The organism is Lysinibacillus sp. FSL W8-0992 (assembly GCF_038008685.1).
Taxonomy (GTDB): domain Bacteria; phylum Bacillota; class Bacilli; order Bacillales_A; family Planococcaceae; genus Lysinibacillus.
In genome coordinates, this window is the sequence record NZ_JBBOZQ010000001.1 from 562,060 (window position 1) to 582,331 (window position 20,272).

Annotated in this window: 20 protein-coding genes; 2 read left to right on the plus strand and 18 right to left on the minus strand. The window is 37.1% G+C overall.

The genetic code is table 11. The annotated features are described in order from the left end of the window. Window positions 1–15 precede the first annotated feature (15 nt). The 8 genes from NSQ74_RS02600 to NSQ74_RS02635 form a co-directional block, all read right to left on the minus strand. On the minus strand, window positions 16–4,644 hold the full coding sequence (locus NSQ74_RS02600) for a cadherin domain-containing protein (RefSeq protein ID WP_340821358.1): 4,629 nt from the start codon (window positions 4,642–4,644) through the stop codon (window positions 16–18). Window positions 4,645–4,659: 15 nt separating this feature from the next. Beyond that, the gene (locus tag NSQ74_RS02605) at window positions 4,660–5,184 is read right to left on the minus strand and encodes a phage tail protein (protein WP_340821359.1); all 525 of its coding nucleotides are present in this window, start codon (window positions 5,182–5,184) and stop codon (window positions 4,660–4,662) included. A gap of 14 nt (window positions 5,185–5,198) precedes the next feature. After that, window positions 5,199–5,699 (minus strand): phage tail protein, encoded by a 501-nt coding sequence (locus NSQ74_RS02610; RefSeq protein WP_340821360.1) that lies wholly within the window; start codon window positions 5,697–5,699, stop codon window positions 5,199–5,201. Between the two features lie 14 nt (window positions 5,700–5,713). Then, window positions 5,714–6,226: a phage tail protein gene (locus tag NSQ74_RS02615; RefSeq protein ID WP_340821361.1), complete on the minus strand. Its 513-nt coding sequence runs from the start codon at window positions 6,224–6,226 to the stop codon at window positions 5,714–5,716. 21 nt (window positions 6,227–6,247) lie between these two features. Beyond that, a complete protein-coding gene (locus NSQ74_RS02620) occupies window positions 6,248–6,709 on the minus strand; it encodes a GNAT family N-acetyltransferase (protein WP_340821362.1) in 462 nt (153 codons plus the stop codon). Window positions 6,710–6,729: 20 nt separating this feature from the next. Further along, the gene (locus NSQ74_RS02625; RefSeq protein ID WP_340821363.1) at window positions 6,730–7,125 is read right to left on the minus strand and encodes a hypothetical protein; all 396 of its coding nucleotides are present in this window, start codon (window positions 7,123–7,125) and stop codon (window positions 6,730–6,732) included. A 1-nt stretch (window position 7,126) separates the two neighbouring features. Beyond that, window positions 7,127–8,263: a hypothetical protein gene (locus tag NSQ74_RS02630; RefSeq protein ID WP_340821364.1), complete on the minus strand. Its 1,137-nt coding sequence runs from the start codon at window positions 8,261–8,263 to the stop codon at window positions 7,127–7,129. Window positions 8,264–8,532: 269 nt separating this feature from the next. Beyond that, window positions 8,533–9,582 carry a helix-turn-helix transcriptional regulator gene (locus tag NSQ74_RS02635; RefSeq protein ID WP_340821365.1) on the minus strand — a complete coding sequence of 350 codons (1,050 nt, stop codon included), beginning with the start codon at window positions 9,580–9,582 and terminating at the stop codon, window positions 8,533–8,535. Window positions 9,583–9,679: 97 nt separating this feature from the next. Here NSQ74_RS02635 and NSQ74_RS02640 point away from each other — a divergent pair, with 97 nt between their 5' ends. Further along, window positions 9,680–10,384, plus strand: a complete 705-nt coding sequence (locus NSQ74_RS02640; RefSeq protein WP_340821366.1) for a class I SAM-dependent methyltransferase — start codon at window positions 9,680–9,682, stop codon at window positions 10,382–10,384. Continuing rightward, complete coding sequence (locus NSQ74_RS02645; RefSeq protein WP_340821367.1) at window positions 10,381–11,424, plus strand: saccharopine dehydrogenase family protein; 1,044 nt, start codon at window positions 10,381–10,383, stop codon at window positions 11,422–11,424. Before NSQ74_RS02640 ends, NSQ74_RS02645 begins: the two co-directional genes overlap by 4 nt. Before the next feature lie 53 nt (window positions 11,425–11,477). Here the strand turns inward: NSQ74_RS02645 and NSQ74_RS02650 are convergent, their stop codons facing one another. From NSQ74_RS02650 to NSQ74_RS02695, 10 genes are all read right to left on the minus strand, one after another. Beyond that, on the minus strand, window positions 11,478–12,200 hold the full coding sequence (locus NSQ74_RS02650; RefSeq protein ID WP_340821368.1) for an amino acid ABC transporter ATP-binding protein: 723 nt from the start codon (window positions 12,198–12,200) through the stop codon (window positions 11,478–11,480). Then, complete coding sequence (locus NSQ74_RS02655) at window positions 12,193–12,852, minus strand: amino acid ABC transporter permease (RefSeq protein ID WP_340821369.1); 660 nt, start codon at window positions 12,850–12,852, stop codon at window positions 12,193–12,195. Before NSQ74_RS02655 ends, NSQ74_RS02650 begins: the two co-directional genes overlap by 8 nt. Before the next feature lie 80 nt (window positions 12,853–12,932). Beyond that, on the minus strand, window positions 12,933–13,727 hold the full coding sequence (locus NSQ74_RS02660) for a transporter substrate-binding domain-containing protein (RefSeq protein WP_340821370.1): 795 nt from the start codon (window positions 13,725–13,727) through the stop codon (window positions 12,933–12,935). A 570-nt stretch (window positions 13,728–14,297) separates the two neighbouring features. Continuing rightward, window positions 14,298–14,660 carry a Na+/H+ antiporter subunit G gene (locus tag NSQ74_RS02665; protein WP_340821371.1) on the minus strand — a complete coding sequence of 121 codons (363 nt, stop codon included), beginning with the start codon at window positions 14,658–14,660 and terminating at the stop codon, window positions 14,298–14,300. Further along, the gene (locus NSQ74_RS02670; RefSeq protein WP_340821372.1) at window positions 14,638–14,922 is read right to left on the minus strand and encodes a Na(+)/H(+) antiporter subunit F1; all 285 of its coding nucleotides are present in this window, start codon (window positions 14,920–14,922) and stop codon (window positions 14,638–14,640) included. The genes NSQ74_RS02665 and NSQ74_RS02670 overlap by 23 nt, the downstream gene beginning before the upstream one ends. After that, entirely contained in the window at window positions 14,922–15,404 is a 483-nt protein-coding gene (locus tag NSQ74_RS02675; RefSeq protein ID WP_340821373.1) for a Na+/H+ antiporter subunit E, read from the minus strand. Before NSQ74_RS02675 ends, NSQ74_RS02670 begins: the two co-directional genes overlap by 1 nt. Then, entirely contained in the window at window positions 15,404–16,909 is a 1,506-nt protein-coding gene (locus tag NSQ74_RS02680; protein ID WP_340821374.1) for a Na+/H+ antiporter subunit D, read from the minus strand. Before NSQ74_RS02680 ends, NSQ74_RS02675 begins: the two co-directional genes overlap by 1 nt. Next, window positions 16,902–17,240 (minus strand): Na(+)/H(+) antiporter subunit C, encoded by a 339-nt coding sequence (locus NSQ74_RS02685; RefSeq protein ID WP_139860092.1) that lies wholly within the window; start codon window positions 17,238–17,240, stop codon window positions 16,902–16,904. The genes NSQ74_RS02680 and NSQ74_RS02685 overlap by 8 nt, the downstream gene beginning before the upstream one ends. Before the next feature lie 3 nt (window positions 17,241–17,243). Continuing rightward, a complete protein-coding gene (locus NSQ74_RS02690) occupies window positions 17,244–17,666 on the minus strand; it encodes a Na(+)/H(+) antiporter subunit B (protein WP_340821375.1) in 423 nt (140 codons plus the stop codon). After that, window positions 17,656–20,067, minus strand: coding sequence for a Na+/H+ antiporter subunit A (locus tag NSQ74_RS02695; protein ID WP_340821376.1), 2,412 nt, complete (start codon window positions 20,065–20,067; stop codon window positions 17,656–17,658). Before NSQ74_RS02695 ends, NSQ74_RS02690 begins: the two co-directional genes overlap by 11 nt. Window positions 20,068–20,272: the final 205 nt, after the last annotated feature.

The following is a 20,272-nucleotide window of genomic DNA, read 5'->3' on the forward strand; positions in this document are numbered from 1 at the left end:
GTTTTAACTAATTCATTATCTATTATGAGTATGTTTTACTGCAGCTTCTTGAATCTCATAAAATGCCCAATGATTACTTTGGACGTCTTTAAAAATTGGACTTTGAAGCTCTGTTGGCGCTTGACGCTCAAACAAGTGATTTAGTACCTTCACTGCTTGCGCACGAGTTAAATTACCATCTGGATTAAATGTGTCTGCTGTTGTCCCCGTCATAATGCCCAATGCATAGACAGTATCAATCGCTTGAACAGCCCAATGATTATTACTAACATCTTTGAAAGCATTACCTTCTGATGTTGTTTTACAAAAATCTGCATTTGGATTGTCTACGCAGTGCTTTTCTATCCAACGAGCCGCTACTGCCGCCATTTGGGCACGCGTAATGAAGCCATTTGGATTAAAGCTTGTCTCCGTAACACCATTAAATAAACCTGCATCCTTCACAAATTCTATGGCATCTTTTGCGTCATGTTGCATTGTATCTGTATACGATGCCTGCGCTTGCGGAATTGCATTACCTGTTAATTGACGAGCGAACATACTTGCCATCTGTGCGCGCGTTACAGATGCATTTGGACGGAATGTGCCATCTGCATAGCCTTGAATATATGGTGTATGTGTAATATCGTCAGTCGTTGGTTCCTCATCTACTGGTAAATAGAGAATTGAGAAAGTAGAGAATTTTGTAACTTCAAATTGCACACCTAGCATATCTTTTTGATAATCTACAACTTTGCCACGTAATAACTCTTTTGTGCCATCGCTATGCTCGATAAAAATTGCTAAATTATCAAGTTGTTCTTGCGTTATATTCTTCGGTAATGGCAATGTTAATGTCACTGGGCGATTTTGCATATTCGTTTCAATGGTCATTGGTCTGCCTAGTAATTGAATCATTTTACTATCAACAACCTCTTTAAATTGCGTTTCTTGTTTCACTCGATTCTCTATTTCTAATCGATCTATTGCTGCTTTGATTGGTATAAGTCGGAAGTATAAATCATTATCGAAAGAATTAATCGAGCTCTTTGGAATTTCAATTTTAGCGTTTATAGAGTCAATTTCTAAATTAACAGAGCTTTGCTTTAGAATAGATACAATATTACTTGGAATCGACACGTTAATTTGCTTTATTTTATCCTGTAAATCTGGAATGACAATACGTGCCTTATCTGAAGCCTGCTCTTTTAACTTTGCAATCGTTTCTCTTGCGCTCTTTTCTGTAAATACCACAGCATCATTAAAAGTACCGTCAGCATTCTTTGTACGTTTAATTGTAGTTTTCGAAACAGTCGTGCCATCTCCTGACTCTACATCTACTACAATATCTTCAACCTCAGAAGAAGGTGGTGTAGTTGATTCTGAGCCTGAATTATTAGCTGGTGGATTAGTGTTACCACCACCTGTATTGATGCTACCCCATTTAGCGTACAGCGTAATATTCTCTGTTATAACATCTGATACAAAGTTCCATGCTGTTGTGAGAGCTGCATCTTTATACCAACCTTCAAATACATAGCCGGACTTGACTGGCTTTTCTGCTGTAATTATTGAGTTATATTGAACTTGCTTCGAGTTAATCGTTGTTCCGCCATTTGAAACAAAGCTCACTGTAAACTGTTTAATTGCCCATTGTGCAAAAAGTGTTACATTCTCTGTTCCCATTTTAAATGACTCATTTGGTGAATAATAAGTACCTGTACCGTCAGCTTTTGTATTCCAACCTGTAAATATGTGTCCAGTTTTAACAAGCTGTCCATCATTAGCAGACACCACAACATCAGCATTTTGACCGTACTTTGCACTATCTATTGGCGCAGTTCCACCTGTACTACCGTTTCCATTGTACATAACCGTATAAGTCACAGGAGAAATAATGTTAGGCTCAGATGAAGTCCCTTGATTTCCATCTAAAATAAGAGCCCCATCTCCTTTTGGTTGAACAGTAAACGTATAGCTTCCTATTCCATTTAATTGAAGCTCAGCAGTAAAATCTACTCCATCTTGAATATTTTCTGCTAAAATATTTTTTACCGTTCCGACAACTGCACTATCCTTATACAAAAGAACATCGTAGCTAACTGCATTCGGAACACTTTGCCACTTCGCGATACTTCTGTCCCATCTCAAACTATCCGTTACAGTAGCTAATTTTATAATCGCTTGTGTATTCGAAGATGCCGAAGTATCTCCGTCTAAATAGGTTAGCCCATCGCCTTTTGGTGTTACTTTTACTGTATATACCCCTGTTCCAGCAGCTCGCATTGCTGCTAAGAAATTATGAGCTGTTTTATTAGCCAGTACATTGATGGCACTGCCAATTGGTTGGCTATCTTTATAGAGCTGTACTTCGTATAAAGATTCATTATCTATATCTGACCACGTTGCTATACCTACCGTGCTTAAGTTAACATTTGTCACTTTTTCGAGTGATAGCAATGCTCTTGTTACATTAATCGTATAGGTTTTAGTTGTTAAACCATTTTCAGCAGTCACAATAATAGGGATAGCATTGTTCCCCACATTTAGAGATATTGTTTTACCTACTGCATTTGCAACTGATTCCCCATCTAATGTAATCGTTGCATTACTATCTGTCGTTGTTGGGATGACATCAATTGTCGTAACATCGTGAGCTACATTGACTTGATAATTTAGTTGACCACTTGAAAAACTTGGATTTAACTGTTGTGTTGAAACAGTTAAATTGCTTAAGTCAGCATTATTGCTAGGTAGTAATGTTGTAAAACGCCATACGTTATTCGCTGTTATACCCGCTACTTCCTGATTATCTATATCTACAAATGCTCCATTATCCATTAATACATAATAAGTCATTGCTTTAGTTAAATTACTAGATATTTGAATTGATACGCTAGAGCCATTCAATGTCACATTTGTTGAAGTTGCTTCTATTGATTCTATTAAACTGTCATGTTTATCATAGATACGAAGATGTTTCCCTGCAACGCCACTGATAGCTTTGCTGAAATTTAGCGTTAGCGTAGGTTTAGTAGAAACATTTGTCGCATTGTTAACCGGTACTGTTGATACGATTGTTGGAATCGGCGCTTCTATGATATCTGTCACCGAAATGGTAAATGGTTTTTCAAAAGATAAGCCACCTTGATCTGTAACCCTAACCCGTACACTGTAGCTATTCTTTGTTTCGAAATCAAATGAACTAGTTGTTCGCAACTCATTTCCTACTATACTAAAACTACTATTATCAGTAGCCCCTGCTCCACTTACTAAACTATACGTAAATGTGTTTCCTGCATCAGAATCTGTGGCACTGAATGTTCCTATCTTTGTTCCCGATGGTTGATTTTCTGCCACTGTGTCTGCGCTTAATGATATATCTTTTGGGGCCTCATTGACATTAGAAATGAGAATTGTGAATACTTTTTCAAAAGTCAATCCACCTTTATCCGTGACCTTAATTCGAACACTGTAGCTGTTTTTTGTTTCATAATCAAATGAACTACTTGTTCGCAGTTCATTTCCTACTATGCTAAAGCTACTATTATCGGTAGCCCCAACTCCACTTACTAAACTATACGTAAATGTGTCTCCTGCATCAGAATCTATAGCACTGAATGTTCCTACCTTTGTTCCCAATGGTTGATTTTCTGCCACTGTGTCTGCGCTTAATGATATATCTGTTGGGGCCTCATTGACATTAGAAATGAGAATTGTGAATACTTTTTCAAAAGTCAATCCACCTTTATCCGTGACCTTAATTCGAACACTGTAGCTGTTTTTAGTTTCATAATCAAATGAACTACTTGTTCGCAACTCATTTCCTACTATACTAAAGCTACTATTATCGGTAGCCCCAGCTCCACTTACTAAACTATACGTAAATGTGTCTCCTGCATCAGAATCTATAGCACTCAATGTTCCAACCGTCGTTCCCGATGGTTGATTTTCTTCCACTGAAGCTGAGCTTAATATGATATCAGTCGGTGCGCTATTCTGTTGGGCTTCACCGTAAGTAATTTTTAGTGAAGGCCACACCTCAGTATCCAATGAATCACTAAGTTTAGCCACAGACATATTACTCGAATCACTCGTTAATATAAATGTAACATTATTCCCACTAATGGCAGATGGACTTGTTACTAAGTTTGTCACATCAATTAAGTTTTGATAAGTATACCCACCATCATTTATTTCTACAGTTTCAACTTTCGCAGGCGTTCCATGTATGAAATCTGGAAAATCACTATTCTGAAAATTACTATTCCAATCATTATCACCTATTCTAACAGTTAGATTAGAAAAAATATCATTATTTATATCTTCATTAATTCCAGATAAAGTGAGCTGCGCTGAAAGAATAGGTCTAGATGTATCAACAGTAAATTTGATGGCAGCCAAATCTGTCATATACATATTCTTAACATAGTTATAGTTATATGAAACGGAAAAAATATCAGGATCAGAATAAGGACTTGCATCAGTCAATGCACCATTAGAATCCTTTTGTACATTCAGCTGTTCCACAGGATGTAACGTTTCTGGAATACTAGTACTAGCACCTACAGGCTGTATTCCTAAAGTTGTGAAAACCATTGTAGCAATGGTGACAATTACAATTATTTTGTATAGTGCTGTTTTCATAAAAGAAATTAAATCCATGCTCACTCCCTCTTTCTATGGCTTCGGAGGATAAATTCCTTCTAAGCAAATTATAAAATTCATTGCAACAAAAGGCTGCATATTATTGTGTGGCTGATTCCCACCTTGTGGCTTTACAATGTCCGCTTTCATTGCAACTGCATTTTTCACATTAACATAAGGTTTTGCCGAAAGAGCTGACTCACTTCCCCAAATGGCATTAGTAGGATTGTCAATACCACCTGCTACTACTGAGGAACCCTGTGCTGTATGATTATGAATCGGCATTTGCGTTTCATTAAGTGTTACTGTACTTAATCCGATTGATTGTGCAATTGTTCTTGGCGTTAAATTAGGACCATTACCAAAGTGCATAGGGGCACATCCCCTTAAATCAGGTAATTTAAATGTTGTCTTACCATCGCCGCCATAAGTTATTCCGATAATGGAGAACAAAGCATTATTTTGAACAACAGACAATTCACGTCCATCACAAAATGCCCAGTCACTTGGCGCATAGTTTCCTGCAAAAATTCTAATTTCACCTAAATACGGATCCATTCCCTCATTCCTCCTTATCCTCTACTTGGAAAAATACCCATTGTTGCGATACAAAAAGATACACTTAAAAAGGGCTGCATATTAGTATGTGGTTTACTCTGTCCTGTAATTGACAAAGCAGCTTCGTGCATTGCCACATTATCATTTTTAGCGTAAATATCCTTTCCATTAACTGCACCCCATGTATTGTCTTTTGGTGAAGGCTTATCTGTTGTTGATGAGTCGGCTGTTATTTGATGTGTATGAGCAGGCATCTCGTTAACTGTCAATGTATGTTCTGCTTCTCCACCTGCTAATCCGTATGCAATCTGATTACCTGCATGTATTGGTACTTTCCCTTGTAAATTAGGAATGGCAAAAGTTGTCTTACCATCCCCACCATACGTAAATCCTAACAATGAATAAAGTGCAGTATTTGTAGTTATCGATAACAGTTGACCATTACAAGGAAGCCACCCTCGCGGTATTTTATCGAAACTAAAAAGACGTATTTCTCCTAAAAATGGCTCTGCCATTGAACTCACTCCTTTTATATAAAATCAGGATAAAAACCTTGTGTTGCAATAATAAAATTAATGACAAACGAAGGCATGATGTTACTATGTGCGTGAGTCCCACCTTCATAAGAAACTAACTCATTGTTCATTTGTACAATATTACTGGAAGCATTCGTTTGATAGTTTGTGAGTTTTGATACGCCCCAAGTATTATTAGCTGGCGAATTTTCTGTCGCTTCAGCTGTTAGATTATTGGCATAAACCCCATGCGTATGTGCAGGTAAATGTTCCTCGGTTAATGTCACTGTCTCCTCTCCGCCTTTACTAGCAATAGGATATTCTGGACTTTTATGAATGGGGATTCTTCCACGTAAATCAGGTAACGCAAAATTTGTTACCCCATCGCCACCATATTTATTTCCTATTAACGAAAAAAGAGCCTGGTACTCATTAACCGATAATAATTGTCCATTACAAAGCTCCCAATCCCTTGGAGCATACTTACCACTAAACATACGAATTTCACCTAGGTACGCATCTGACATACCAACACACTCCTTCTCTTTTTATTTCCATAGCATTTTTATATAAATCTCGTTTTCCTGAATAACTTGAAATCCTAGTCTCTCATAGAGGTATCTTGCAGCATTTGTTTTAAGGACGTGTAATACAACTGCTTTCTTTTGTACTTTTGCCTTTTTCTGCAGTTGAACAATAATATATGTCCCAATACATCTTCCCTGATATTTTGGCAATATAGCTATATCAATCAGACGATGATATTCAGGTAGTTCTTCCGTGAGAATCCTGCCAACACATTCAGCATCCGCAACAATAATCCAATGATTTGCCCTTGGAAATTGCTGATTATACGAAACTTGTTGTGCGCGCCATTGCATTGCTAAAAAATCGGCCCTTTGTTCAGCTGACCATCCCCATGAATTCACTTCTTGATTTCTTGTCGAGGCATAGATTTCGTAGAGAAATGTTTCATCTTCCTTTGTGATAGATTTAAGCTTTATTTTCATCAAATATGTTCCGCTTTCTTTTAGGCATTCTTATTCGTCACAATGATAGATCGTACAAAGTTATGTCCTTTGTCAGGCAAGTCTTCCCAACTATCGACGTGTAATTGATGATCAGCTAAGCATTCAGCTCGATTTTTGCTTTTTTGTGGAACGTCTAGCGCTATCGAGATTGTGCCATATGATTTTCCGCCTTGTGGGACTATATCTCGCCATGAGCAAGAGCATTCATATCCATTGGGACCTGTGGATGCTTTTATTCCCAATGCCTGTAATGTTGTGTTTGGAGGAATATTTACCGGCTTCTGGTCTTCCATATCATCGGTATTCCAGATACCCCACGCTAGCTGCGATTGAAAAACTTCAAGCTCACGGTCTGTTGCATTTGTAATCATTAATGAAAATGTCCAAGTCGCCATTTTAGTGCGCTCCTCCTGTCGTTACTTTATTTCTCGTATTATCCATTACATCGTATAGATGCGTACGATGTAATACGGCATAATCCCATTCAGAAGCACCAATTAACGTTGTTACATTATTGTTGTCCGTTCGATAAAGAAGAATCATTTTACTAAAAATCCAAGGTACAACGTCCATATCTTTATCACTCGGGGCTTCAAAAACTCTTTCTTTCGATTTTTTCTCAGTTTGCTGTTGCTCTGTTGTAACAGCATTTAATATATTAAACTTCGCTTTTAATTCCGCCTGTAGTTCCTGTGCCACACTTGCCTTTACCACTTTTTCATCAGATACAGAGATCTTTTCTGTAAATTTAAAGGCCGTTTCAATGGTACTAACTTTCTCTTCCACCACTTTACTTGTAGTAGATAATCCAAACTCATCTTTTACTGTAATTTTTCCCTTTTTCGTAACAGTTTCGATTTTAGACGCATCTGCTCTTAAACTAGTCACTTCTACGGAATAATACTGTTGTACTTCACGTTGCTTTAAATAAAGACTATCAAACGTTAAATCATTGACCCCATCAAATAATCTTTTTGAAATAGTAAAGATAGGTGTTTTGAATAACGACATCTTTTCAAAATGAACACCACTAGGAATATATTGATTTAAATCAATATCTCGCACATCTTCAATTTCAACTAATGCGTTAATTTTGGACCAATCTGTTTCTAGATTGTTTCTTATTTCATTTTGTTTTAATTTATCTAGCTTGTTAGAAATTCGGATATTTCGAACAAAGCTATGGCCATCATGTGTAATGTCTTTCCACTCAGCTACTTCAAAATATCCATTTGCTCGACATCTAGCTTCATTAGGATCATTATAAGGAACATTCACATAAAGACTTATTACCCCGTACGGTGCTTGCGTTTCACTATTTTTATCTTTCCAAGAGCAAGAAAATTCATAACCATTTGGTCCAAATGCTGATTTGGCGCCAACAGCTTGAATTGTTTGCCCTGCTTTAATAGTTTGAGGTTTTTTATCCTCTTCACCATCTGTATTCCAATAGCCCCAGTGTAATTGCGATTCTACTAGCTCTAGATCTCGATCTGTATCATTTGTGACATTTAAATAAAAAGTCCATGCCATCGCTACCCCTCCTAATATCAGAATTTTCCGAACAATAAATACATATTTATATTTAATTGCTATCTCTTACTACCTAAAAAACGGTGTCGAATATTGTATTTTCTTAGGACTCTCTTACTGTTTTTCATTATATTATAAATTCCCTATTTTCCTCTACGAAATTTAAGTTAAGTTTTCTTAACCTTTCTACCTATTATTATTTTGTCATATTAAAAAAAATCTGCAGATATTCTTTTAAAAGAACATCTGCAGATTTTTATAGGGCTTATTTATTCATTAAAACGAGTAAATAGCTTCCAAATTAATTCATTACGATCACGCACATCTACCTTTTGAAAAATTAGCTTTAAATGATCCTGAACAGTATAACTAGAAATTCCGAGATTATGTGCAATATCTTTTGTCGCCATACCTTTCATTATTTCAACTATAACGTCCTTTTCTCTAGGTGTAAGCTGATAAGCTGTCAGTAAAAAAGTTAGCATTTCTTTAGGGGATGCTTCGTTTAATACTATCGCTATTTGTTGTTGTAAATCAGCTGTCATGAGAATGGATGCTTGGATTGTTATATAACCTTTGTTATGAATTGGCACTAACAAGGAATTTTCAATGTCCTTTCTGTTTGCCAGTAAGTTCGCACAAATTGCCTGTATTGGCTTCGGCAATTGCCAATCAAGTAATCCTTCATTTTTTCTTAAAAGTACTAACAATTGAGATGCCTTCATATTTGTAGAAAGAATATGCAAATCTTTATTCAAAATAATGATTCCACTTTGCTCCCGTTCTGTTGGCAGTCGCTCTTCGATAATCGTTTGATGGAATCTTTTTAAAGCCTCCCCCATGACAGGCATGAGAATTCTAACTTGTTCTACCTCTGCATCTTGAAAATAGGGCTGTACATTTTCTGTCTTTTTAAAAAGTGTTAAAAATCCATAGCATTGCCCTTGAAATATCAGTGCAGCTCGAATTTCATCACTAAAGCCATGAGGCTCTAACACCTCTTTATATCGTACACACTGGATACCCACATCACTAAGTCTACCTATATATAGGCCACTTTCTACAAGATAACGATAGTTATTTACATCTCCTGAGCCATATTCCAAAGACATTAGTTGTTGATGAATATTTTCTATTGATTGCTCTGTAACAGCACCTATTGAAAAATACATTTGAGTATCTGTCATAGTGCAACAATATGCATCGAAATTAATAAACTTACGTAAATCTTCTACTATTTTTTGTCGGTACTGAACTGAATTCACGTTATTTTTTAAATAGCTTTCTGATTTCCTTCGCCAATACTGAATATCTTGCACGAAATTCCTCCCCCACAATTATGGGATAGTTCATTTTCCATAAGTGTTTATAATTGAGAATAATTCTTAATTATATTGTACAACACGGAGGTAAAAAATGAAAAATCTACAACATGATTGGCAAAATCCAATTGTCTCAAGCTACCAAAATACTATTCGACAAAAAATTATTGGTTACGATCTTATTTACGATATGATGACTGAAATCCTTTATAGTTACCCTACTATTGAAAGCATGTTAATAGTAGGGGCTGGTGGCGGTCAGGAACTATTTTCCCTCGGGAAGGCATTCCCTTTCTCCCATTTTACAGCCGTTGATACTTCAGAAATCATGCTACAGTTGGCTCGAAAACGTATGGAAAAAGTTGATCCTCCCCCTCAGATTGAGTGGTATGAGGAAGATTTACGTTCATTGGTGCTGCACCATCAGTTTGCAGTTGCATCCTGTCACTTAGTTTTACATTTTATTGAGGAACTTGAACAAAAGAAAGCACTACTACAAAAAATGGCAGATAGCTTAAAGGATAATGGAGTGTTATTTATTTCATCCATTAATACAGACATGTCAGCAGCAGCATTTCCACTCCAGCTCAAGTATTGGCGGAGCTCTATGCTGCAAAATAATTTATCTGAAGAACATTGGCTTCGTTTTGAGCAATCTTTTGGCATATCTACTTATCCAATTAGCCTTGAAATGCTAACTGACTTACTACATGACGTTGGCTTTTCAAAGGTAATGCCATATTTTAAGTCACATATGGTTGATGCGTTAGTGGCCATTAAAGAAGAGGTAAATAAATGACAACAAAAAATATATTAATCGTCGGGGGTTATGGTGAGGTTGGTCGCAAAATCGCAAAATTACTAATGCAAAGTTATCCTAATCGAGTTTGGATTGCTGGAAGAGATTCACAAAAGGCTAAACAGTTTTGCGTCCAACAAAATCATCTTGTTAGCCCGATGCAGCTTGATGTCTCAAAGCCTGTACAGCCAAAGCAGCTTAAAAATATCGCGCTAGTCATTATGTGTCTAGAGCAACAGGATACAGCGTTTGCTGAGCTATGCTTGTCAGAAGGAATTATGTACATTGATATTACTGCAAGTCATGCCTTTCTAAAAAAGCTTGAGCTCCTTCACCCAGTAGCCGTTCAGCATCAATCGACAGCTGTAATGAGCGTAGGAATGGCACCTGGCTTAACGAATTTAATGGCCATGTATGTTGCGCAACAACTGCCTTCGATTGCAAAACTTCATATTTCAATTTTACTTGGGGCAGGCGATAAACATGGTAATGCCGCAATTCATTGGATATTAGATCAATTAAATAAGCAATACACCGTTAAAAATCACACTGGGACGAAGATTACTAATTTTACAAATAAACGCTTCGTGCATTTCTATAAGATTGGCAAACGTAGCGTCTATCAATTTAATTTTTCAGATCAGCATACATTAAGCAAACATTTTCCTCGGGCGCAGATTGTAACAAGGATGGGGTTTGATGTAGAATGGCTCAATCGGTTTGTCTCTTTTCTACAAAAAAGCCGACTTTCTAACATGTTAAAAATAAATAAAATACAACACAGCCTTACCTCACTTATCCAAAACGTTAAAATTGGTTCGTCTGTATGTGCGATAAAAGTCGAAGCCATTGAAAAACACACACCACCAATAGCATTATCCTTTGTTGATAATGATGAATCATTAGTTACAGCGAAAATTGCCGCAGCAGTCGCTACTGAGCTTTTAGAAAAAGAGCATCCATTAGGAACCTATCATATAGAGGAGTTATTCAAGTTTGATGCATTTATAAATCAATTTGATGATTCTTCTTTCATTTAAAACAAAAACGCATTTAGCCTCTAATATAAAAGAGACTAAATGCGTTTCATAAATTATAAAACTTTTTCTAAAAAGTCTTTTGCACGTTGTGTAGAAGGTGAAGAGAAAAACGCTTCTGGCGGTGCATCTTCTATGAGTTTTCCACCGTCAAGGAATAGAATGCGATCTGCTACTTCACGCGCGAAGCCCATTTCATGCGTTACGATTAACATCGTCATCCCTGAATCTGCTAAGTTTTTCATAACTGCTAACACTTCTTTAACCATTTCTGGGTCAAGAGCAGAAGTAGGCTCATCAAACAGTATCACTTTTGGGTCCATCGCAAGTGCTCTAGCAATTGCTACACGTTGCTTTTGTCCACCTGAAAGGCGACTTGGATACTCATTACGCTTCTCAAAAAGACCCACTTTCGTTAGCAAATCTTCAGCATTTTTAATGGCTGTTGCCTTATCCATCCCCTTTACATTGATGGGTGCATAAGTTAAGTTTTCTAAAACCGTTTTATGTGGGAAAAGGTGAAAATGCTGAAAGACCATGCCGACTTCTTCACGTATCTTCATAATATTTGTCCCTTTATCAGTAAGGTTATCTCCAGCGATTGTAATCTTCCCACTCGTCGGCTCTTCTAATAAATTTAAGCAACGTAAGAATGTAGACTTACCAGAGCCTGATGGTCCGATAATAGCAATTACTTCTTTTTCTTTTATTTCAGTTGAAATACCTTTTAGTACTTCATTTTGCCCAAATGATTTGTGTAAATCTTCAATTTTAATCACTTTTTCTCATTCCTTTCTCGATTCGTTTACCAAGGAACGTCAAGACAAGCGTCATAATATAGTAGATTACCCCAGCAAATAGTAAAGGTTCAAGGTAACGATACGTTGAACCACCTACAATATAGGCACGGCGCATAATATCAAGTGCACTAATAACCGTTACAACAGCTGTTTCTTTATTTAAAGTAATAAATTCATTTACTAAAGAAGGTAAAATATTTTTTACCGCTTGTGGAATAATAATATCTTTCATCATTTTTGAATACGGTATACCTAATGCTTGAGCTGCTTCCATTTGACCTTTATCGACGGCGTTGATTCCGGCACGGATAATTTCTGAAATATAAGCACCTGAGTTTAACCCGAATGCAATGATTGCTGTTGGAATTGGCTCAATTTGAATATCTAATAATTGTGGGACTGCGTAGTAAATAATTAATAATTGTAGGACAAGTGGTGTACCGCGGAAAATGGATGTGTAGAAATCCGCAAGCCATCGTAAAATTTTCACTTTCCCAATTTTACATAATGCTAATAATATACCAACGATAAAACCGATGATGGATGCACCGATTGCAATTTGAAGTGTAACACCTATTCCTTTTAATATATAAGGAATAGAGGGAATGATTGCTGTAAAATCTAAATTCACAGCGTCCCCTCCTTTCTCTTTTCCTTTTAGTGAAATGGACAAGCGATAGCCCTAGATAGAGCTATCGCATTTCAATTGAATTATTCAGCTTTTTCTAACCATTTTTCTTCAAGCTGTTGAATTTTGCCTTCATCAGCTAGTTCTTTTAATGCTTTGTTAATTTTATCTTTTAAATCGCTACCTTTTTGAACAGCGATTGCTTTATGATCTTCTGGTTGTACTTCTACTGGGAACGCCGCTAATTTATCGTTTGTTTTTAGATAACCTTTAGCTACGCCACCTTCCATGATTGCTCCGTCCAAGCGTTTTGACATCATATCTTGGACAATTTCAGGAATACGTGTACGTCCTTCAATAGATACATCTACTTTTTCAGCAATAGCTTTACCTAAATTTTCTTGAATTGAAGCAGTTTGTACACCGACTTTTTTACCAGCTAAGTCCGCTTCTTTTTTAATACCGCTATCTTTTTTAACTACGATAACTTGTTCTGTTTGATTGTATTTGTCTGAGAAATCTACGACTTTTTCTCGCTCTTCATTTGGGGTCATCCCAGAAATAACAACGTCTACTTTACCTGCTTGTAAAGCAGGGACTAAGCTGTTAAAGTCCATATCTTGAACTTGCATTTCTACACCTAGTTTTTCACCGACTAGTTTAATTAAATCAATATCAAATCCAATAATTTCTTCACCTTTAGCAGCGTCAACATATTCAAATGGTGCGTAGTCTGCTGATGTACCTACTTTTAGTACTTGTTTCTCTGCTGAATCTGAACCAGTATTTGAATTTGTTGCATTATCATCTTTAGTTCCACATGCTGCAAGTACACCAATTACTAGAACGAGCATAAGCATGAAAATTTTGTTCTTCATATTCTAATTTCTCCTTTTTTTTCGTTTTTTATTGTATATGAGACATTTGTGTCTCGAAAATAGTCGATTGGATATTTATTCATATAGCAGAATAAAAAATCTATCTGCTAATTAAGATATACTCTTTCAAAATAATTTTCAAGCTATACACGAAATTTTTTAACAAAATATTTTACACAGAATTTTCTAATAAATCAATGTTTTTAAATTTTTTTGTTTTTTTGAATTGCTCTCGACCGTGTTACTTTACTATTTTCATTCTTGTCATCATTTATGCCTGTAAAACATAGGACATCTGTCTAAATGAATGCATATTGGAAAAGAGACTGGACAACATAAAAAAAGTGTTAGATTGATTTGCTGTCAATCTAACACTTTTCACTTTGTCGTTGATTTCCTCTAAGCAGTTGCTTTTCGCGTGAGTCACCGACTTCACAATCATCTTCAACTATTGTCATCTTCATAATTTATCCAAAAGGAAGAATTGCTAAGTTCTTCTCCATAATTAATTGAGAAAATTACCTTGTTCCTAAAATAATGTCTCAGTCGCCACACAAAACGCTTCGCTATTTATTCGTCTTTGTCCATAAATAGCTTTGCTTTTAATTCATCTTCTCCCGATCCTTCTGCTAAAGGCACACGAGATCGATATGCAGCACGACATATTAAATGGCCAGCTACTGGTGCTGTTACAAATACAAAGAGAATCCCTAAAATTAATCGAACGCTCACATAGCCGTCGTGTATCCAAAAGTAGACAAATGCACCTAACAGGCAGCTTAATACAGACAATGTTGAACTTTTCGTCGCTGCATGTGACCGCGTATAGACATCAGGCAAGCGAATCATACCAAATGCACTAATAACACTAACGATAGAACCGACAAGTATTAGGATGACTGCCGCCCACTCAATCATTTGATTTACGTTCAACAATCACACCTCTTTCAATATATTTTGTAAAGGCAATTGTACCGATAAACGCCAATATACCCAAAATTAATATTGCTTCTAAATATGCCTTTGTTTTTAACACGATGGATACGATAGCTATTGCAGAAAGTAGATTGATACCTATCGTATCAAGCGCTATCGCACGATCAGGCATAGATGGGCCTTTTATGACACGATATAGCGACAACGCAATCGACACACTAAATAACGCAAGTGCTACTAATAAAACATTTTCTACCATTAGCGTGTCACCTCCATAATCGCTTTTTCAAATTTCCCTATGGAGCGAACTACGGCGTCTTTTGATTGCTCAATATCCATTGCATGGATATAGAACAAATCTCCATCCTCAGAAACCTCCATCACAACTGAACCAGGTGTCAGCGTTAACAATATTGCAAGCGCTGTAATTTCCCAATCTCCATTAAGTTCTGTTTTATACGTAAAAATACCCGGTGTAATATTCAACTTAGGTGTTGTTATTTGTTTTAACACATTGTAGCTCGAGAGTAATAGCTCCCAGTTAAAAAGCCATAGTAGTTTAATAATAGAGAAAACACGGCGCAAATAAAATTGAGTACCGTAAAAACGATGCATTGCATACAAAATTCCAATACCAACGATAAAGCCCATTAAAAATGTGGAAAACTGGGGTGTGATTTCATCCTGTAGCAATAACCATAACGTGGCAATAAATAAATTTAATATAAACTGCATAGCCATTACTTATTCACCTCACCTTGCCATTGTTCGCCGTTCAACACTGCGTCAATATAAATAGAGGGTGTGTGAAGCGTTTCTGCCGCATCCTTAACATACGGTGACATCCACTCAGCACCAATGCCTAAACCGATTGTGCAAACTGTTAGTAAAGTCAATGGTAACACTACCCGTTTCGGTAGTGGTTTTTCATCCTCAATACTAATAATGGTTTCACCAAAAAAGGAAGAAAGGAAAATACGTAGTAGAGAGTAGAGAACTATTAAGCTAGAAAGGAAACCTAATCCTAGTAGCACAAAATTCCCTCCTTCAATGGCTCCTTGTCCAATTAAAACTTTGCCTAAAAATCCACTTAATGGTGGAATTCCAGCGAGCGAACACATCATTATAAAGAATAGCCATCCGAAAAAGGGATAATTCCGAATAAGTCCACTCATTTTATCTATAATGGTTTCACCAGTTACGTAAATCATCATCCCTACCGCTAAAAACAGCATAGCTTTTACTACCATATCATGCATTAAGTAGTACGTTACACCTTGCAGGGCAGATTCCGTACCGATAGCAAGTCCAGCAACAATAAAACCTACACCAATTAGGACATTGTATGACGCAATTGTCCTTACATCTCTTCCGGCAAGTGCACCCATGCAACCAGCAATTATAGTTAATCCTGCCATAACACTGAGGATTGTATGTGTTACTTCGGTATTCGTTGTAAATAATAATGTAAATGTGCGAACAAGTGCATAAATGCCAACTTTAGTTAATAGAGCGGCAAACAATGCAGCAATGGCTGTTGGTGGCGCACTATATGAACCTGGCAACCAGAAGAATAGAAGTAAACCTGCTTTTAAGCTAAAAACAATCAGGAACACAAGCCCTACTGTTGTAATGAGTGGGTCAGCTCCAGCTTCCATAACACGTAAGGAAATATGTGCCATATTTAACGTCCCGATAGTTCCATATAAAAATGCTAATGCCACTAAAAAGATCCATGAAGCAACAATATTAATAAGTACATATTTCAGCGCTTCTCGCAGCTGTATCTTCCCACCACCTAAGCTAATAAGTGCATAAGAGGCAAGTAGCATCACTTCAAAGCATACAAATAAATTAAAAATATCTCCTGTTAGAAACGACCCATTTACCCCCGCTACCATTAAGAGTACAAATGGATAAAAATACATTTTTTCGTAGTGCTCGCCAATTGTGAAGATAGCGTATAATAAACAAATTGCTGCGACAATATTCGCTACTAAAACAAGTAGTACCGCAAAAGAATCGGCAACAAATAATATCCCGAATGGCGGTAACCAGCCACTAAAATCAATACGCATCACACCTTGTTGATGGACCTCTAACAAAAGTACGATACTTATGATTACACCGAAGGCAAACGTACACAGGCTCAGAATGCGTTGTAACAAAACATGTTCTCTTAAAAACACTAGCAAAATGGCCGTAATAACCGGCACGATTAATGGTAAAACGATTATATTACTCATCAGACGTACCTCTCAATTCATCAAATTCCCCAGTGCCATTAGTTTTATAGGCACGATAGCCGAGAACTAGCACAAATGCTGTCACTGCAAAGCTAATCACGATAGCCGTTAAAATTAATGCTTGTGGAAGCGCATCTGCGTATGGACCTGGCGATTCACCAATGAGTGGCACATCCCCTTTTTTCAGGCCCCCCATCGTTAAAATAAGTAAATGCGCAGCATGTGAAAGTACTGCTGTTCCAAGAATCACACGTAATAATTGCTTTGAGAGGATTAGGTACGTCGCTACAGCAACTAACACACCAATTAATATTAGAATTAAAGACTCCATTGGCTATTCATCCTCACTTATACTTAAAATAATTGTCACAACAACGCCAACAACCGTTAACGCCACGCCAGCTTCAAAAATAGTAACAGTCGAGAAGCCCATTTTTCCGAAAATCGGCACATCGATATACGTATATGCTTGTGATAAAAATGGTACATCAAAAAACAGGGAACCGATGGCCGTACCTGTCGCTAATAATACGCCCAGTGCTGCTACCTTTTTAAAATCAAACGGCATCCCTTTGTGCACTGTTTCAATATCGTAAGCTAAATATAGCAGTACTATTGCCGAGGCAAGCACGAGACCACCTATAAAACCTCCACCCGGAGCATGGTGTCCTGCGAAGAATAAGTAAATACCAAGCGTTAAAATAATGAATACGACAGCCTTCGTAATAGTACGTAAAATAACGTCATTAATTTTCATGGTCTGCCTCCTTCTTTCGTGGCTTGAGCTTTGTCAGCGTGTACACGCCTAAGCCAGCAATTAAAAGAACGACAACCTCTAACATCGTATCAAACGCACGAAAATCCCCTAAAATAGTGTTAACAATATTTGATCCGCCAGCTAAGTCATACGCATCATTAAAGTACAGTGCGACCGTTTCAAAGCGGTCATAGTGCACGACAGCTAAACCAACTAACGTTACCGTTGCACCTACAAAAATGGCGATAACAGCATTTGAAAACTTCACTCTTTTGCGTGAGGATTCAGGCATTAAATCCGGTAAAAATTTAAAACACAACAGGAACAATGCTGTTGTCACGGATTCAACAACTAGTTGCGTAAGTGCCAAATCAGGTGCTCGGAAAATTACGAAGAAGAATGCGATCGAATAGCCAAGAACGCCGTTCAATAGCATAGCCGTAATCCGTCCCTTTGCAAAAATCATCCATATTGCAGCAAACATCATAACAAACACTAAAATGAGCTCATAGGACTCTACTGGTGAATCCTTTGCAAAATCAAATGCCATGGCATCAGACCATATAAAATATCCTGCAATGAGCGCGACAAAAAACACATAGATATAGACAAAATAATGTGTTAAATTGCCTGACATATAACGATTAGTGAACTTCATAGAGCCTTTTTCACTAAACTCTATAAGGCGATTATAGTAGGTGTTAAACGTATAGTTTTGTGAAAAAATACGATATAGAGGCTTCCAGCTTTTTAATGTTTTAAATAAAATAATGCCGACAATTATTACACCAATGGTCATCAACAATTCAGGATTAACACCGTGCCATGCATAAATATGTGGTGTTAATTCACTAGCTGATGGAAATGTTGGATAAATACTAGCCATTGCAGGCTCTAAAATATAATGGCCAAGGACGTTTGGAAAGAAGAAAATTGCGACTACTAATAAACAAAGTACTATTGGCGAAATGAGCATCCCAATCGGGGCTTCATGTGGTTTTTTATCCAATTTAGCAGGTTGCAATTTACCGAAAAATGTATGAGCAATTAAAATCATGCTGTAAACAAACGTAAAAATACTTGCGACCCATGCCACGATAGGGAATAAAACACCCCAACTATCCATAGAAAAGATATTGACCTCACGAATTTGTAACACGGCAGTAAAGAACATCTCCTTACTTAAAAAACCATTAAATGGAGGTAAGCCCGCCATTGATAATCCGCCTATTACAGCTATCGTAAATGTCACCGGCATTAACGCCATCAAACCACCGAGACGACGTATGTCACGTGTTCCAACTTCATGGTCAACAATACCGACCATCATGAATAGCGCCCCTTTAAATGTGGAGTGATTAATAAGGTGGAACAATGCGGCAAAACTCGCTTGTGTATATATGATTGAACTTTCAGCATACCCAAAATAATGCCCTGCGGAACCAAGACCAAATAAACTCATAATTAACCCAAGCTGACTAACTGTTGAAAATGCTAGTAACGCCTTTAAGTCTGTTTGACGTACTGCATTGAACGAGCCCCAGAACAATGTTAAAAGGCCAATTCCACTAACTAGCCAGAACCAAATAGCCTCACCACCAAATACTGGAGAAAAACGTGCAACTAAATAAATCCCAGCTTTCACCATAGTAGCCGAGTGGAGGTAGGCACTAACAGGAGTTGGGGCCTCCATCGCATCAGGCAACCAAATATGAAAAGGAAATTGTGCGGATTTAGTAAAAGCACCTACTAAAATTAGCAATAGCGCTGGAACAAATAGTGAATGTTCCCGTATTAGCTCTACGTTAGCTACTATGTCGCGAATACTAAATGTTCCTGAAGCTACATATAGCATTAGGAAACCCGCAAGCATAGAAAGACCACCGAAAACAGTAATAGTCATTGCTTTTCGCGCACCAGCACGTGAAGCTTTACGATGATGCCAAAATGCAATTAACAAAAATGAAGACACACTTGTTAATTCCCAAAATGTATACAGCACCATTAAATTATCTGAAAAGACGACGCCGAGCATAGCGCCCATGAATAGTAATAAGTAGCAGTAAAAATGATGAAGAGATTCTTTCGTTGATAAATAAAAAATTGAATATAAAATAACTAAACTACCTACACCTGTAATCAGCAAACCAAAAATAATGCTGAGCCCGTCGAGATATGTCGTGAAGTTTATATCAAAAGAGGGAATCCACTCATATGTATGAATAAATGTTTTACCCTCGGCAATTTGAGGAATGTACCGTGCGAGTAAAATAAACAATATGATTGGAACGGATAAAACAAACCAGCCTAAATGTATAACACGCCTTAGTCGCCTATAGAGCAAAGGGATTAGAGCGGCACATACAAATGGTAAAAGTATCGCAATGAGAACTGTAACCAAATGAAAACCTCCTACAATCAATTTCGTTCAGCAATTTTGCGCCCGAGATTTTGTATTTTTAGGCCTGCATGATACAGGTCAGTTAGCTGATAGTACATACATGCATACTATAAAATAGCTCCTAAATTATTCCTTACAAAATCTTTGACATTCGCCGTTGCTTTAACGTTAATTAGCAGCATTTGAATAACTACTGTAAAATACA

Excerpts from the sequence above, each read along its gene's own strand:
- NSQ74_RS02600 (WP_340821358.1), bottom strand. The coding sequence starts at position 4,644 with ATGGATTTAATTTCTTTTATGAAAACAGCACTATACAAAATAATTGTA.
- NSQ74_RS02605 (WP_340821359.1), bottom strand. The coding sequence starts at position 5,184 with ATGGATCCGTATTTAGGTGAAATTAGAATTTTTGCAGGAAACTATGCG.
- NSQ74_RS02610 (WP_340821360.1), bottom strand. The coding sequence starts at position 5,699 with ATGGCAGAGCCATTTTTAGGAGAAATACGTCTTTTTAGTTTCGATAAA.
- NSQ74_RS02615 (WP_340821361.1), bottom strand. The coding sequence starts at position 6,226 with ATGTCAGATGCGTACCTAGGTGAAATTCGTATGTTTAGTGGTAAGTAT.
- NSQ74_RS02620 (WP_340821362.1), bottom strand. The coding sequence starts at position 6,709 with ATGAAAATAAAGCTTAAATCTATCACAAAGGAAGATGAAACATTTCTC.
- NSQ74_RS02625 (WP_340821363.1), bottom strand. The coding sequence starts at position 7,125 with ATGGCGACTTGGACATTTTCATTAATGATTACAAATGCAACAGACCGT.
- NSQ74_RS02630 (WP_340821364.1), bottom strand. The coding sequence starts at position 8,263 with ATGGCATGGACTTTTTATTTAAATGTCACAAATGATACAGATCGAGAT.
- NSQ74_RS02640 (WP_340821366.1), top strand. The coding sequence starts at position 9,680 with ATGAAAAATCTACAACATGATTGGCAAAATCCAATTGTCTCAAGCTAC.
- NSQ74_RS02645 (WP_340821367.1), top strand. The coding sequence starts at position 10,381 with ATGACAACAAAAAATATATTAATCGTCGGGGGTTATGGTGAGGTTGGT.
- NSQ74_RS02660 (WP_340821370.1), bottom strand. The coding sequence starts at position 13,727 with ATGAAGAACAAAATTTTCATGCTTATGCTCGTTCTAGTAATTGGTGTA.
- NSQ74_RS02670 (WP_340821372.1), bottom strand. The coding sequence starts at position 14,922 with ATGGTAGAAAATGTTTTATTAGTAGCACTTGCGTTATTTAGTGTGTCG.
- NSQ74_RS02675 (WP_340821373.1), bottom strand. The coding sequence starts at position 15,404 with ATGGCTATGCAGTTTATATTAAATTTATTTATTGCCACGTTATGGTTA.
- NSQ74_RS02680 (WP_340821374.1), bottom strand. The coding sequence starts at position 16,909 with ATGAGTAATATAATCGTTTTACCATTAATCGTGCCGGTTATTACGGCC.
- NSQ74_RS02685 (WP_139860092.1), bottom strand. The coding sequence starts at position 17,240 with ATGGAGTCTTTAATTCTAATATTAATTGGTGTGTTAGTTGCTGTAGCG.
- NSQ74_RS02690 (WP_340821375.1), bottom strand. The coding sequence starts at position 17,666 with ATGAAAATTAATGACGTTATTTTACGTACTATTACGAAGGCTGTCGTA.